The organism is Mesorhizobium sp. M0293, from assembly GCF_040321735.1.
Taxonomy (GTDB): domain Bacteria; phylum Pseudomonadota; class Alphaproteobacteria; order Rhizobiales; family Rhizobiaceae; genus Mesorhizobium.
In genome coordinates this window covers 1-14,288 of the sequence record NZ_JAMYSA010000044.1, presented here as the reverse complement: position 1 = coordinate 14,288, position 14,288 = coordinate 1, and the positions used below count along the sequence as shown (strand labels likewise).

Annotated in this window: 13 protein-coding genes; 5 read left to right on the top strand and 8 right to left on the bottom strand. The window is 63.2% G+C overall.

Annotated elements, in window-relative coordinates; translation table 11 throughout:
• The first annotated feature begins 47 nt into the window (after positions 1-47).
• The 3 genes from NKJ06_RS17985 to NKJ06_RS17975 all read left to right on the top strand — a co-directional run bounded on the left by NKJ06_RS17985 (position 48) and on the right by NKJ06_RS17975 (position 4,399).
• Entirely contained in the window at positions 48-1,397 is a 1,350-nt protein-coding gene (locus NKJ06_RS17985; protein WP_352810337.1) for a glucoamylase family protein, read from the top strand.
• Positions 1,387-2,919: a mercuric reductase gene (locus tag NKJ06_RS17980; protein ID WP_352810335.1), complete on the top strand. Its 1,533-nt coding sequence runs from the start codon at positions 1,387-1,389 to the stop codon at positions 2,917-2,919. Before NKJ06_RS17985 ends, NKJ06_RS17980 begins: the two co-directional genes overlap by 11 nt.
• Positions 2,920-3,025: 106 nt before the next feature.
• A complete protein-coding gene (locus tag NKJ06_RS17975; RefSeq protein WP_352810333.1) occupies positions 3,026-4,399 on the top strand; it encodes an IS1380 family transposase in 1,374 nt (457 codons plus the stop codon).
• Positions 4,400-4,576: 177 nt separating this feature from the next.
• Here NKJ06_RS17975 and NKJ06_RS17970 read toward each other — a convergent pair whose 3' ends face one another.
• Both NKJ06_RS17970 and NKJ06_RS17965 read right to left on the bottom strand, forming a co-directional pair.
• Complete coding sequence (locus NKJ06_RS17970) at positions 4,577-5,152, bottom strand: DUF1349 domain-containing protein (protein WP_352810332.1); 576 nt, start codon at positions 5,150-5,152, stop codon at positions 4,577-4,579.
• An 88-nt stretch (positions 5,153-5,240) separates the two neighbouring features.
• A complete protein-coding gene (locus NKJ06_RS17965; RefSeq protein ID WP_352810331.1) occupies positions 5,241-6,680 on the bottom strand; it encodes an aldehyde dehydrogenase family protein in 1,440 nt (479 codons plus the stop codon).
• Between the two features lie 277 nt (positions 6,681-6,957).
• Here NKJ06_RS17965 and NKJ06_RS17960 point away from each other — a divergent pair, with 277 nt between their 5' ends.
• Positions 6,958-7,617, top strand: a complete 660-nt coding sequence (locus NKJ06_RS17960; RefSeq protein ID WP_352628186.1) for a TetR/AcrR family transcriptional regulator — start codon at positions 6,958-6,960, stop codon at positions 7,615-7,617.
• Positions 7,618-7,714: 97 nt separating this feature from the next.
• Positions 7,715-8,269 (top strand): FAD-dependent oxidoreductase, encoded by a 555-nt coding sequence (locus tag NKJ06_RS17955; RefSeq protein ID WP_352810330.1) that lies wholly within the window; start codon positions 7,715-7,717, stop codon positions 8,267-8,269.
• A gap of 120 nt (positions 8,270-8,389) precedes the next feature.
• On the opposite strand, the gene NKJ06_RS17950 is transcribed toward NKJ06_RS17955, so the two are convergent.
• From NKJ06_RS17950 to NKJ06_RS17925, 6 genes are all read right to left on the bottom strand, one after another.
• Entirely contained in the window at positions 8,390-8,875 is a 486-nt protein-coding gene (locus NKJ06_RS17950; protein WP_352810329.1) for a hypothetical protein, read from the bottom strand.
• Between the two features lie 113 nt (positions 8,876-8,988).
• Positions 8,989-9,549, bottom strand: a complete 561-nt coding sequence (gene msuE, locus NKJ06_RS17945) for an FMN reductase (RefSeq protein WP_352628191.1) — start codon at positions 9,547-9,549, stop codon at positions 8,989-8,991.
• A 69-nt stretch (positions 9,550-9,618) separates the two neighbouring features.
• Positions 9,619-10,866, bottom strand: coding sequence for an SfnB family sulfur acquisition oxidoreductase (locus NKJ06_RS17940; RefSeq protein WP_352628193.1), 1,248 nt, complete (start codon positions 10,864-10,866; stop codon positions 9,619-9,621).
• A 19-nt stretch (positions 10,867-10,885) separates the two neighbouring features.
• On the bottom strand, positions 10,886-11,698 hold the full coding sequence (locus tag NKJ06_RS17935; RefSeq protein ID WP_352628194.1) for an ABC transporter ATP-binding protein: 813 nt from the start codon (positions 11,696-11,698) through the stop codon (positions 10,886-10,888).
• Between the two features lie 81 nt (positions 11,699-11,779).
• Complete coding sequence (locus NKJ06_RS17930; RefSeq protein WP_352628195.1) at positions 11,780-13,117, bottom strand: ABC transporter substrate-binding protein; 1,338 nt, start codon at positions 13,115-13,117, stop codon at positions 11,780-11,782.
• A gap of 83 nt (positions 13,118-13,200) precedes the next feature.
• On the bottom strand, positions 13,201-14,241 hold the full coding sequence (locus NKJ06_RS17925) for a branched-chain amino acid ABC transporter permease (RefSeq protein ID WP_352628196.1): 1,041 nt from the start codon (positions 14,239-14,241) through the stop codon (positions 13,201-13,203).
• Between the last annotated feature and the right edge of the window lie 47 nt (positions 14,242-14,288).

Sequence of the window (14,288 nt, the reverse complement as noted above, 5' to 3'; positions counted from 1 at the left end):
GGGAACCATGACACGGGATGCAGCCATCGGGCGGGAGCTTGTTTCTTTTGCTTAAAGTCGAACCTGCCGCGCTGTCCGACGACGAGCTTCTGGAGCGCTATCAGCGCGCCGCCTTCAACTACTTCCTCGAAAACGTGAGCCCCGACAACGGACTGGTCGCCGATACGTCGCGGCCGAATTCGCCGGCCAGCATCGCTGTCGTCGGCTTCGCGCTGTCTTGCTACCCGATCGGCGTCGAGCGCGGCTGGATGACGCGCGATGAGGCCGTGAAGCTGACGCTTGCCGCTCTGCGTTTCTTCTCGACCAGCCGGCAAGGCAATGGCGACGAGGTCACCGGCCACAAGGGTTTTTACTACCATTTCCTCGATATGCGGACCGGCCTGCGCGTCTGGCGCTGCGAACTGTCGATGGTGGATACCGCATTGCTGATATCAGGCATGCTGGTGGCAGGCGCCTATTTTTCCGACGATAATGGCGACGAAGCCGAAATCCGCCAACTGGCCGAGGCGCTTTACCGGCGCGTCGACTGGCGATGGGCGCAAGGCTCAAGCCCGACGCTCCGGCAGGGCTGGAAGCCGAAGAGCGGCTTTCTCCACTATGGCTGGGAAGGCTACAACGAAGCGACGATCCTCTACGTGCTGTCGATGGCCTCGCCAGACAACCCGACCTCTGACAACAGCTACGAGGGCTGGACGGCGACCTATCAGTGGGAAAACATCTACGGCTACGACGTGCTCTATGGCGGTCCGCTGTTCATGCACCAGTTCTCGCATGCCTGGATCGACTTCGCCGGCATCCGCGACGCTTTCATGCGTGAGAAGAACTCGGACTATTTCGAAAACAGCCGCCGCTCGACCTATCTGCACCGCGACTATGCGCGCCACAACCCTTACGGCTACGGCGGCTACGACGAGAACCTGTGGGGACTTTCGGCGGGCGACGGACCAGGCGGCTTTCGTGCCAGCGTAGCGCGACAGCGTCGCCGGTTTTCCGGCTATGCCGCGCGCGGCGCGCCTTTCGGGCCGGATGACGGAACGATCGCCCCATGGTCCTATCCGGCCTCGCTGCCCTTCGCGCCGGATATCTGCCTGGCGGCATTGCGCCATCTCGAGGATCGCTACCCCGAGGTGATCGACAATTTCCGGCTGCCGAGCGGCTTCAATCCGACATTGGCCAACCGGCGAAAATTCGGCCGCAACGGCTGGGTGTCGGAAGGTCACTACGGGCTGGATCAGGGCATCGTGGTGATGATGATCGAGAACCATCGGTCGCGCCTGATCTGGGAACTGATGCGATCCAACCCGCACATCCGCCGCGGCCTGGGCAGAGCCGGATTCAGCGGCGGCTGGTTGTCTCAGCCGGCAAGCTCGGCGTCAGGTGGCGGCGATGTCGCGTGACCCGACGACCATGGCCAACGCCTTCCCTGTCGACCGCGATGACATTGAGCTGATCAGGGGTGCCCATCCGCCGCTCTGGAAGAACCCGGAGCCAGATGGCCCATACAATCTTGTCGTCATCGGCGCCGGGCCAGCCGGCTTGACCGCTGCCAGCGAGGCGGCAAACCTCGGTGCGAAAGTCGCGCTGATCGAGCGCGGGCTGATCGGCGGCACCTGCATCAATGTCGGCTGCATCCCCTCGAAAGCGATCATTCGCACGGCCAGGCTCTATGCCGATATGCGCGATGCCGAGAATCTTGGCGGCGACGCGCAGGACCATCTTCACGTCGACTTTCAGCGTGCCATGACGCGGATGCGGCAGATCCGGCAGCGGATCAGTCGCGCCGATTCGGCTGCGAGCCTGGCCTCCGCAGGCATCGACCTCTATTTCGGCGAAGCGCGATTTTCCGGACCGGACGAGGTCACGGTTGCCGGGAAGACACTGCGTTTTAGAAAGGCGCTGGTTGCTACGGGCGCACGTCCGGCCCTGCCGACGATTCCAGGTCTCACCGAGGCCGGCTATCTCAGCAACGAAACCATGTTCGACCTCACAGAGTGCCCGAAACGGCTTCTGGTCATTGGCGGCGGACCGCTCGGTTGCGAGGCGGCGCAGGCCTTTTGCCTGCTGGGCGCGAAGGTCATCCTGGTGCAGCGGGAGCCGATGTTCCTGCCTGGCGAGGAACGCGACGCCGCTCAGATCCTTTCGGACGCGCTGGCGCGCGAAGGGATCGAGGTTCGCCTGAATACCGAGGCGGTGGCGGTGCGGACAGAAGGCGACAAGAAGCTCGCCGACCTTTTGCGCGACGGTGACACGATGACGGTTTCCGTCGACGAGATCATCACCGGCATCGGCCGTTCGCCCAATGTCGACGGTCTCGACCTGGAGGACGCCGGGGTGGCGTACGACGCCATCGGCATCAAAGTGGACGACTACCTCAGAACCACCAATCCACGCATCTATGCGGCTGGCGATGTCTGCCTCGCATACAAATTCACCCATACCGCCGAGGCGACAGCCCACATGGTTGTTCGCAATGCCCTGTTTCTCGGGCGCAGAAAACTAAGCGAACTGGTTATTCCGTGGTGCACCTACACCGATCCGGAGATTGCCCATGTCGGCCTCTATCCAGTGGAGGCGCGCCAGAACGGCATCCCGGTCAAGACCTATACGGTGCTGATGCACGATGTCGCCCGTGCAGTGATGGACGGCGAGGAGGAAGGCTTTGTCAAAATCCACGTCAGGGAGGGGTCCGACCGCATCCTGGGTGCCACGGTCGTCGCCAGCCATGCCGGCGAGATGATCAATACGGTGTCGCTCGCCATCCGGTCGGGCATGGGATTGCATGCGCTGGCCGACGTCATCCATCCCTTCCCTACGCAGGCACAAGGCATCAAGATGGCCGGCGACGCTTTTCGGCGGACAAGGCTCACCTCATTTCGGAGGCATCTGGCAAGCCGCTGGCTGGCATGGTCCAGGCGATGACTTCAGGCCTAACCCGGATATCTCACACAGTTGAAGTGCATCGGGGCTCCGAATCAAGGAAAATGCTTCTGCGACAAAGACTTACCTTGAGCAGAGGTATTCCCCGATGCAAACAGAGTGTATACCGGAACGGTTTGATTTTGCACCTGTTGAAAGGCGCGCCGTCGTAGTCGGTTTTGACGGTGGAACGATCACCTCCGATGCCGGCGCGCTTCTGCTGGGGCTGACGGACCGGGCGATCGGGCTGGTCGGCCGCTTTGCCCGCTGCTTCGTGGATGCCCGCCGTCCGGCATTGATCGAGCATGAGGTGAAGACGCTGGTCGGTCAGCGCGTCTTGGCGCTGGCGCTTGGCTACGAGGACCTGAACGACCATGACGAGTTGCGCCATGATCCGGTGCTGGCCGGCAAGCTCAAGGCGCGCCGTCACAAGAAATGCGCGGCCGTTGCCGGCAAGTCGACGCTCAACCGGCTGGAGCTGAGCCGGCCGCAGCCTTCGCGCTATCACAAGATCAGCCATGATCCAGCAGCGATCGAGGCGCTGTTCGTCGATTTGTTCATGGGTGCGCACGCCGCCCCGCCCGAAGAGATCGTGCTGGATCTGGATGCCACGGACGATCCCCTGCACGGCAACCAGGAGGGGCGGTTCTTCCACGGCTACTATGGCAACTACTGCTACCTGCCGCTCTACATCTTCTGCGGCGATCACCTTTTGTGCGCCAAGCTGCGGCCCGCCAACATCGACGCGGCCGCCGGCGCGGTTCAGGAGATCGAGCGCATCGTGCGCCAGCTGCGTGAGCGCTGGCCCAAGGTCCGCATCGTGCTGCGCGCCGATTCCGGCTTCGCCCGTCAGGAGCTGATGGCCTGGTGCGAGGCCAACGCCGTCGACTACCTGTTCGGCCTGGCCCGCAATGTTCGGCTGGTCCGCCACATCGCGGCTGAACTGGAGGCGGCCAAGGCAGAAAGTGCCCTCACCAGCCGCCCCGCCCGCCGCTTCAAGGACTTCCTGTGGACCACGCGCAAGAGCTGGAGCGGCCGGCGCCGGGTCGTGGCCAAGGCCGAGTGGACGCAAGGCGAGGCCAATCCGCGCTTTGTCGTCACCTCGCTCGACGCCGAGGCTTGGCCGGCGCAATGCCTCTACGAGGACCTCTACTGCGCCCGCGGCGAGATGGAGAACCGCATCAAGGAATGCCAGCTCGACCTGTTCGCCGACCGCACCTCGGCCGCCACCATGCGCGCCAACCAGCTCAGGCTCTGGTTCGCCTCGATGGCCTATGTGCTGATTTGCGCGCTGCGCCGCATCGGCCTGGTGGACACACGGCTCGCCAGGGCAAGCTGCGCCACCATCCGTCTCAAGCTGTTCAAGATCGGCGCCCTGGTCAGCGTCTCGGTGCGCCGCATCAAGCTGGCCATGAACTCAGCCTGCCCCTTCCAGCGCGAATGGGCCCTGACCTATGCCCGGCTCTTGGCAGCCGCCGCCTGAGCGGCCCCATCCACCCTTCCCGTCAACAGCAAGGAAACAGCGCCGAACCACACCAACCCGCTCCAAGCGGCCGACATCCCTTGCCCGCAGCTCAAGCGCCGGCAAAATCGCTGCCGCCAGCCTCGCGCCGAAAGACTGTGTGAGATATCCGGGCTAACGCTGGAAGCGACGGCAGTGTTAGTCGTGCAATTCCCGCGATATCGGTGGCCCGACCGAAAAGCCGGAGAATGTGACCTCGAAACCCTCGCGTTGCGGCGAACAGCACATCATGCCGACATCGACCGTTTTCGAGATCGGGAAGTAGGCAAGCCGCACCGGCTTCCAGCGTCCGTCGGAAGCATCGAGGTACTGGACGCGGATCGTCTCGGCGTGACGGGTCAACCGGATCCTGACACCGTGCGGGGCAGCCGGAATGGTGGCCAGCGACCAGTCGGAGGCATCGTTGGTAACGACGACGGAAAAATACATCACGCCGTCGGTGTATTCGATACCGGCCTTGATCCAATGGGATTCGCTCAGCCGGAGCATCAACCCGGCCTGGTCGTAAAGCACCCGATAATCGCCCTTGACGGTGACCTCAGCGGTGAAATCGCCCTCGACCTGCTGGTACAGGAAGTGGCCGTTGTCGCGCCAGAAATCGTAAAATGTCTCGCGCCAGAAATCGGTCTCCTTGCCGGTGCGCACACGGAGGCTGTCGCCGTCGATGGAATGCTGCGGCGGCGGATTGAGCCAGGTCAGGTCCCGCAATGTCATCTTCGCGCCGATCACTCCCTTGATGTGTGGCGGTTCGCCGGCCGAGCAGCCGGCGCCCGATCGCCCGGCATGATCGGCCGGTGGCCGATCAGCCAGCGAACGTGTAGGCGGTCTTCACCGTGGTGTAGAATTCCGCCGCGTAGCGACCCTGTTCGCGCGGGCCATAGCTGGAACCCTTGCGGCCGCCGAACGGAACATGGAAGTCGACACCCGCCGTCGGCAGGTTGACCATCACCATGCCGGCCTCCGAATTGCGCTTGAAGTGCGTGGCGTGCTTGAGGCTTGAAGTGCAGATGCCTGACGTCAGCCCGAAGGGCGTGTCGTTGGCGACGGAAAGCGCCTCGTCGTAGTCCTTGACGCGGATGACGCTGGCGACGGGTCCGAAAATCTCCTCGCGCGAACTGCGCATGGCGTTGGTGGCCTGTGTCAGCAGCGCCGGCCGCAGATAGAAGCCCGGCGTCTTGCGGTCGAGCCGCTCGCCGCCGAAGGCGAGCGTGGCACCTTCCCTGACGCCGATGGCGATATAGTCCTCGTCCTGCTTCAGCTGCGTCGCGTCGACGACCGGGCCGATCTGGGTCTGCGCGTCGAGCGCATCGCCGATGACCAGCTTGCTCATGCGATCCTTGAGGGCGTCGACGAAACGGTCGTGAATGGCGTCCGTCACAATCAGCCTGGACGAGGCGGTGCAGCGCTGGCCGGTCGAGAAGAAGGCGCCATTGAGCGCGCAATCGACGGCGACCGCGAGATCGGCATCGTCGAGCACGACCAGCGGGTTCTTGCCGCCCATTTCAAGCTGGAACTTGCGCATGTGCTCGATGCTTGCCGCAGCGACGCGCTTGCCGGTACCGACTGAGCCGGTGAAGGTGATGGCGTTGAGATCGGGACTGTCGAGCATCGCCTGACCAACCACCGAACCCTTGCCCATGACGAGATTGAGCACACCCTTCGGCAGGCCTGCCCGATGCAGGATATCGACGATGGTCCAGGCGCTCTCGGGAACCAGCTCGGCCGGCTTGAAGACGACGGTGTTGCCGTGGCACAGCGCCGGAGCGATTTTCCAGGCCGGAATGGCGATCGGGAAATTCCACGGCGTGATGATGCCGACGACGCCGACCGCCTCACGCGTAATCTCGACGCCGACGCCCGGCCGCACGCTTGGCACGACCTCGCCCGACAGGCGCAATGTTTCGCCAGCAAAGAAATCGAAAATCTGGGCGGCGCGAATGGTCTCGCCGATGCCCTCGGCCAGCGTCTTGCCTTCCTCACGCGCCAGATTGCGGCCGATCTCGTCCTTTCGCGCCATGATCTCGTCCGAGGCCTTTTTCAGCACCGCGTGGCGTGCCAGCGGACCGGAGCGGGACCACGCCGGAAACGCCGCCTTGGCCGCAGCGATCGCCTGCTTGGCCTGCTCGACACCCGCCGAAGCATAGTCGCCGACGATGTCACCGGTATCGGAGGGGTTGATGTTGCGGGAACCGGCCTCGCCGACCCATTCGCCATCGATGAGATTCTTTCGAAACAGCGTCATGTTCCTATCTTCCCTGCTGGTTGGCCGCGCAGCGGCATCTGTCTGAACTGGTATTTGCCAGACAATTGCCTTGCGGGAAAGCAAACACTGAACCCGCAGCCGCGACAAAAATCCCCTTGGTTGCGCCGCGCGCTGATGGCTTGGTGGCGACGGAGCCCCCATCGAGCCTCAATCCGACTAACATCGGCGATGCATCATTCGGCTTGGGTCGGATTACTCTGTACACCCCTGTCCATAGCCTTGATTTGCCTGAGGCAGCGTGTCATGCGTCATGTCGATGGCAGCTCTCGAAACGACGATTCAGCGCGCCGGTGCCACCGGCAACATCAAGGCCACTCGCGAAGACTGGCTGAAGCTTGCGCTTGAAACGTTGATCTCGGACGGCGTCGAACGCGTCCGCGTGCTGACACTTGGCCAGAAGCTCGATGTGTCGCGTTCCAGCTTCTACTGGTATTTCAAGAGCCGGCAGGACCTGCTCGAGCAGTTGCTGGATTACTGGCGGCAGACCAACACCAGGTTCATCGTCGAACGCGCCAGGCGACCTTCCGCGACCGTCATCCGCGGGGTGATGAGCATTTTCGAATGCTGGGTGGACGAAAGGCTGTTCGATCCGCGGCTGGATTTCGCGATCAGGGCCTGGGCCCGCCGCTCGCCTGCCATCAGACGCGCGCTCGATGAGGCCGACGAGGAGCGTGTCAACGCTATCCGCGACATGTTCATGCGTCATGGCTATGGGGAGGAGGACGCGTTCGTGCGAGCCCGCATCCTCTATTTCATGCAGATCGGCTATTACTCGCTTGAACTCAACGAGCCAATGAGCAGTCGCCTGACACACGTCGCCTCGTATCTGCGCAGCTTCACCGGCCAGGAGCCTTCGGCCAAGGATATCGAGGACTTCTCGCGCTACGTCGAGAAGACGCTTTCGCGCAAGCGTTAGCGCCATCATTTGTACACAAGACTGCAGCCCATACTAGACATATGTGTACAATACCAATACGCTTCACCTCGAGAAATTCAGGCTTGTCCGGCACACCATGACCAGACGCTATTCCGCATTGTCGCTCCTCAAGGAGGGCTTGGCCGGCCAGACCGGTTGGCAACCGGCCTGGCGCTCGCCCGAGCCGAAACCGTCTTACGACGCGATCGTCATCGGTGGCGGCGGCCATGGGCTGGCGACGGCTTACTACCTTGCCAAGAACCACAACATCGCCCGGGTCGCGGTGCTGGAAAAAGGCTGGATCGGCGGCGGCAACACCGGCCGCAACACCACCGTGGTGCGCTCCAACTACTTCCGGCGTCGACGGAACTGGCGTGGGCGCCTTTGGTGCGGCACAGGGCGACCGCTATGCGGTGCGGCTGGCGCGCGACCGGCTGCTCGTCGTGTCGAACAGCCCGCTCGCCATCGCGACAGGCTGGCACGCGAAAGGCTTTGCGGTGACGACGATCAGCGCCAGGCTGCAGGTGTTCGAGGTCGAGGGCACGGCACTCGACGCTTTCATCGCACGGGGGACGACGCTCGATCCAAACCAGGCTGGTGCAAGTGCAGCACTTTCCTTCGCCGGCATCAGTGCCATCGTCTGTCGTCATGATGGCAAGCTGCGCATCCATGTCGACCGCGGTCTCGCGGCCTATCTCTGGACATGGATGGAAACGGCGGCCGGCAACGTCACCGCCGGATCAGCGAAGTAACTGGCGGCTGTGCGATCCGGTTAGAGCGTGAACGACCAGAACAGGCAGGCCAGCGTCGCTACGGCGAAGACGACGAAAAACAGGCTGCGCAGGAGCACGTTGCGGCGCAGCTCGTTCATGACGAAGTGACAACCGACGATTGCCGCGGCAAACAGGAACCGCCAGTTGAGCAGCGCCCACACAGCGCTGCCCTGGCCGAAAGCCCATCTGGCGGTGAGACAGCCGACGATCGCCGCAAACAGCGCGATCACGGTCCAGAAAATCGCGTCGGCCGCATGGGTCAGGACAATGCCGGCCGCCCTGATCGGCAGGATCATCATCAGCATCGCGCTGAAGAAATAGACGGCGGCGATCGGGATGAACACACCGGCATCGGCAATGCCGTCAAGGCGCCTGACGCCGATCGCGCCATAGGGATAGCCGTGCCTGGCCACAGCCAGGCTCAAGGCCATGAGCAAGGCGGTCAGCACGGCGACCAGTGCGAAGGAGGTGAGGGCTTTGCTCATGACGTTCCTGTCCCAGACGAATCAGACAGGAACGTTTTTAGCGGGCGGTCGTAAACTGCGCGTAAGCGAGGGCGCTGTCCTCGCTTATTTCGATCGTGGCGAATGACGGCAGGCTATTCGGCAGCGATCCTGCCGGCCGAGCGGTTGGCCAACACGAAGCCGACCTCGTCGACCGCCTGCGCCGCGCGCTTCAGGATCGCCTCGGAGCGCAGCACGCCGTCGGTGAAATCCTTGTCGGTGGCGTAGACGGCGGTCGGTAGCGCAAAGGCCTCGAAGAAGCCGAATAGCGGCCGCAGCTGATGTTCGACGATCAAGGCATGGCGCTCTCCACCGCCGGTCGCCGTCAACACGATGGGCTTTCCCCGCAGCGCTGCCGGATCGATCAGGTCGAAGAAATGCTTGAACAGACCAGTATAGCTGCCCTTGTAGGTCGGCGACCCGACGACGAGCACATCGGCGGCGAGGATTTGTTCCAGGATCGTGCGCGCCTGGCCGTCGAGATCGCGGGCCCATTTCGCCGTTCCCAGCGACGGACCGAGATCCTCGATATCGTAAGTGCTCGCCGACAGGCCGTGGCTGGCGGCGATGTCCCTGGTGACCAGATCGACGAAGGCGCGTGTCTTTGACGGCCGGGTGATGTTGCCGGAAAAGCCGACGACTGTTGGGTTTGACATGGCAGTGGGCCTCTTGGGAAATGATAGTCGAAGTTCGATGTGGCGAGCCGCCCGCCCGCCGGTGGGAAATCAGCTCCAGGCGTGCAGCGGCGGATTTTCGCCGTTGAGGAAATATTTGCCGAGGATGGAGTACTTCCAGCGCACCGGATCGTGCAGCGTGTGCGTGCGGGCGTTGCGCCAATGCCGGTCGAGATTGTGTTCGGCCAGCGTCGAGCGGGTTCCCGCCAGTTCGAACAGCTTGTTCGTCGCGGCGATGGCAATTTCGGTCGACAGGATTTTTGCCTCGGCGGTGACGATCTGGGCATGCGCCACCGTCTCGGCGGTCGGCTCGACCACTGCCCGGTCGATTGCCAGGCCGGCTTTTTCGAGCAGCGCCTGCGCCGCGTGCAGGCGCAGCGTCAGATCGCCGATGGCCTGGATGGTGTAGGGATCGTCCCAGGCATTGTCGACGCCGCTGTCGATCCAGGCGCGGCTCTTGGTCCTGACGAAATTGACCGCCTCGTCGATCGCCGCCTGGGCGATACCGGTGTCGACCGCCACCTGGATGATCTGGAAGATGGCGCCGTCGGCGGTCGGTTTGTCGTAACCCTTGTAGCCGGGCACCAGATGCGTCTTCGGCACCTTGACGTTGTCGATGATGACGGTGCCGGACAGCGTCGTGCGCTGACCGAAGCTCGACCAGTCGTCGATGACCGTCAGGCCGGGCGCGCCGCGGTCGGCGATGGCGTACCAGGCGCGGCCCTCCTCATCGAGCGCCACGATCGGCACCAGATGGGCGAGCAGCGCGCCGGACGAATAGAATTTCCGGCCGTTGACGACCACATGATCGCCGGCATCGGTGAAGCGGGTCTCGAAATCGGCGGCGCGCTTGGAGCCGAATTCCGAAAAAGCGTTGCCGAACCGGGTGCCCTTCAGCGCTTCGGCGAACAGCAGCTTCTGCTGTTCGATGTTGGACACGGTGCGGATGGCGGCGACAACGCCGAGATGGTTCTGCGCCACCTGGCCGATCGAGGAATCCGCCGCCGATATGATCTCGACCACCTTCGCCAGCGTCGCATAGGACACCTCTGGACCACCGAATGCTCTGGGCACGTTGATCGACCACAGGCCGCTTTGCGAAAACGCATCGAGTTCGGCAACCGGCCAGATCCGCTCGCGATCGCGCTTGGAGGACTCCTTGACGAATTCGGCGGCGAGCGCGTGGGCAATCGCAATCGCCTCAGCATCGTCCTTGATGATGTGCGCAGGCACGGTTGGTCGCGCGACTGGCGGCACGGCGGCGGAAGCGTGGTCGGTCTTGACGGTCGAAACGGTCATTTCAATGCTCCTTCGGATTTCATTTCAGGCCACGGCATGGAGATGAGCTGGCTTGGCGGCAGGCGATGCCTGTTGCCCGGGGGGTCGATTGACCGAGATAGAAGGCCCGCACATCCTCGCGCTGGCGAAGCTCGGCAGCCGCGCCGGAGAGAACAGAGACGCCGTTTTCGAGCACCGTGGCGTGGTCGGCATATCGCAGGGCGACCGCCGAGTTCTGCTCGGCGACCAGGATCGACAGGCCGGTCTCGCGGTTGAGTTTTCTCAGGCTCTGGAAGATGTCCTGGACGATAAGCGGGGCGAGTCCCATCGACGGTTCGTCGAGGACCAGCAGACGCGGCCGCGACATCAGCGCCCGGCCGATCGCGGTCATCTGCTGTTCGCCGCCCGAGGTCAGGCCGGACAATGTCCGGCGCTTTTCCCTGAGGCGAGGGAAATATCCGTAGATCCGCTCAAGATCTCCATTGATCTCGGCACGGCTGCCGCTGCGGCCGATACCGCCTGCGACCAGATTTTCTTCGACGGTGAGGCTCTTGAAGCAGTGGCGGCCTTCCAGCACCTGGACCAGGCCGGCACGCACGAGATCGCCCGGCTTGCGGCGCGAGACATCCGAACCTTCATAGCGGATGGTGCCGGCGTTGACCTGCCCGCGCTCGGCCGGCAGCAGGTTGGAGACGGCCTTCAGCGTCGTGGTCTTGCCGGCGCCATTGGCACCGAGCAAGGCCAGGATCTTGCCGCGCCGAAGTTCGAAGCTGACGCCGTGCAGCGCCGTGATGGCTTGGTTATAGGTGGCATGGACCGCGTCCACGGCAAGAATGACATCATCGTTCGGCATGGGCTCTCATTTCGTGGTTCGATGAACCGAAACAGGCCGGGCGCTGCGGGAAACCGATCCGCAGCGCCCAGCTTTGGCTGATCAATTGGTGGTCACCGCGTCGGCGTCGTCGGCGGTGCGCAGCTTGATGCCCTTCTCGGCCGCATAGGCTTCGGCGGACTTCTCGATGATCGGTCGCAGCAGTGCCCAGTCCGGCGCGATCCAGTTGGAGACGACGTTCCACTTCTTGCCGTCCCATTGCTGGAAGGTCACGTAGCCTTCGCCTTCGTGGTTGTCCCAGCTGACATTGATCGAGTGGAACAGGTCCTTGGCGCCGAGCGCCTCGACTTTGGCCGGATCGAGCTTGAGATGTTCGAAGCCCCAGCGGACCTCGTCGCCGGTCAGCGTGCGATGGCCGAACTTCTCCTGCGCGACGCGAATCGCCTCGACATTGAGGATGCCGTTGACGATGCCGAGGTTGTGGTAGACCGAGCCGATGCGCGACTTGTCTTCCAGATTGCCCTTGCCGGCGCCGTAGACCGTCTTCACGATCTCCTGCACCACCGGATAGGAGTTGCCGGAAGCCTGGGTGGTGATGGCGGTGTAGCCCTTGGCGGCGTCGCCGGCCGGGATCACGTCCTCTTCCGAATTCGACCACACATTGCCGACGATATGGTCGACGGGATAGCCGACCTTGACCGCGGTCTTAAGCGCCACCGGGTTCATCACGCCCCAGCCGCGCAGGACGACGAAGTCCGGCTTGGCGCGGCGGATGGTCAGCCATTGCGATTGCTGCTCGTTGCCGGGATGCGGCACCTCGATCTGCTGCACGGTGAAGCCGTATTTCTGCGCCAGCAATTCATAGATCGGGATGGTCTCCTTGCCGTAAGGCGAGCCGTGGTAGAGCACGACGATCTTCTTGCCCTTCAGCTTGTCGATGCCGCCTTCCTTGGAGGCGATGTAGTTCACGATGCCCGAGGTCTCGCTGTAGGGATTGAGCAGCAGCGGGAAGACGTAGGGGAAAACGCGCCCGTCGGTGGAGTCGGTACGGCCGTGGTTGACTGTGATCAGCGGCACCTTGTCGGCGGTTATGCGGTCGATCATGGCATAGGCGATGCCGACCGAGAGCGGGTTCCAGGCGGCGGCACCGGCATGGCTCTTCTGCCGCTCGTAGCACTCGACGCCGCGCTCGACCTCGTATTGGGTCTCGCATTCGTCCCAGGTCAGCTTGACGCCGTTGACGCCGCCGTCGCGGATGTTGATGAGGTTGAGATAGTCGATGAAGCCGCCGAAGAAGCCGGTGCCGCCGGCCGCATAGGGCCCGACGCGATAGCTTTGCAGCGGGAAATATTGTTCGTCGGCGTGCGCGGCCGGCAAGGCCACCGACACGATCATCGCCGCGGACAATGCCACCGCCTTGATTGTGCTCAGGAAAGTCATGATTGAGGTACTCCCGGGTATTGGCCGTCTTGGGTTCGGCCCCTTGTTCATTTTCGGATGTGGTTCATTTTCGGATGCGTCACTCAAGTCGATTGCCAGGCGAACAGGAGCCGTCTCCGGAGCCTGTCCCACAGCGCCACCAGCCCGTCGGGTTCGAGGATCAGAAACAGGATGATGAGCGCGCCCAGCACGATGCGCTGGCTCATGTCGAGCACGCCCGAATCGAAGAGATCGCCGAGCAGAAAACCGCCGAGGCGAGACAGGGCGAGCGGAAAGACAACGATTAGGGCGGCGCCGAAGAAGGCGCCGCGTATCGAAGCCAGGCCGCCAATGATGATGATGAACAGGATCTGGAACGATCTATCGAGATCGAAGCCGTCCGGCTCGACGGTCCGCAGATACGCGAAGGCCCAGATAACACCGGCAACGCCGATGATGAAGGACGAGATGGCGAAGGCTAGAAGCTTGGTCTTCAGCACCGGGATGCCGATGATGCGGGCCGCGGTTTCATTGTCGCGGATGGCGATGAAGTTGCGCCCGGTCTGCGACGAGACCAGGCGGTGGGCAAGGAAAGTGAGGACGCTGACGATGGTCAGCGCGAAGAGATAGCGGCCGATGGCGCCGTCCAGAGCGAAGCCTGAGATCGACAGCCTCGGCGCGTCGATGACGCCGGAAGCCGAGTTGTTGGAGAACCAGCTGAATTTGGTCAGCGCCCATTGCACGAAGAACTGCGCGGCAAGCGTGGAGACCGCGAGATAGAAGCCCTTCAGCCGCAGGCTCGGCAGGCCGAAGACGATGCCGATCGCGGCGGCGACAATGCCGGCGAGGAAGATGCTGCCGATCAGCGGCAGGCCCTCGACGCGCAGGTTGAAATTGTAGGCGGCGAAGGCGCCCGCCGCCATGAAGGCGGCACTCCCCAGCGACACCTGGCCGGCATAGCCGGTCAGGATGTTCAAGCCCACGCCGGCGAGGCTGAGCGCCAGGAACGGCAGCAGGATGGCTTCGAACAGATAGCTCGAGCCGATCAGCGGCACGACGCCATAGGCGAAGGCGAGCAGCAGGACCGGTACGACCCATTTCGGCAGCACCGGCGCGGACGAGAAATCGCTTGTTATGGCGGTCATAGCTCAGATCCTCTCGACGAGCTTCTGGCCGAACAGGCCGGAAGGGC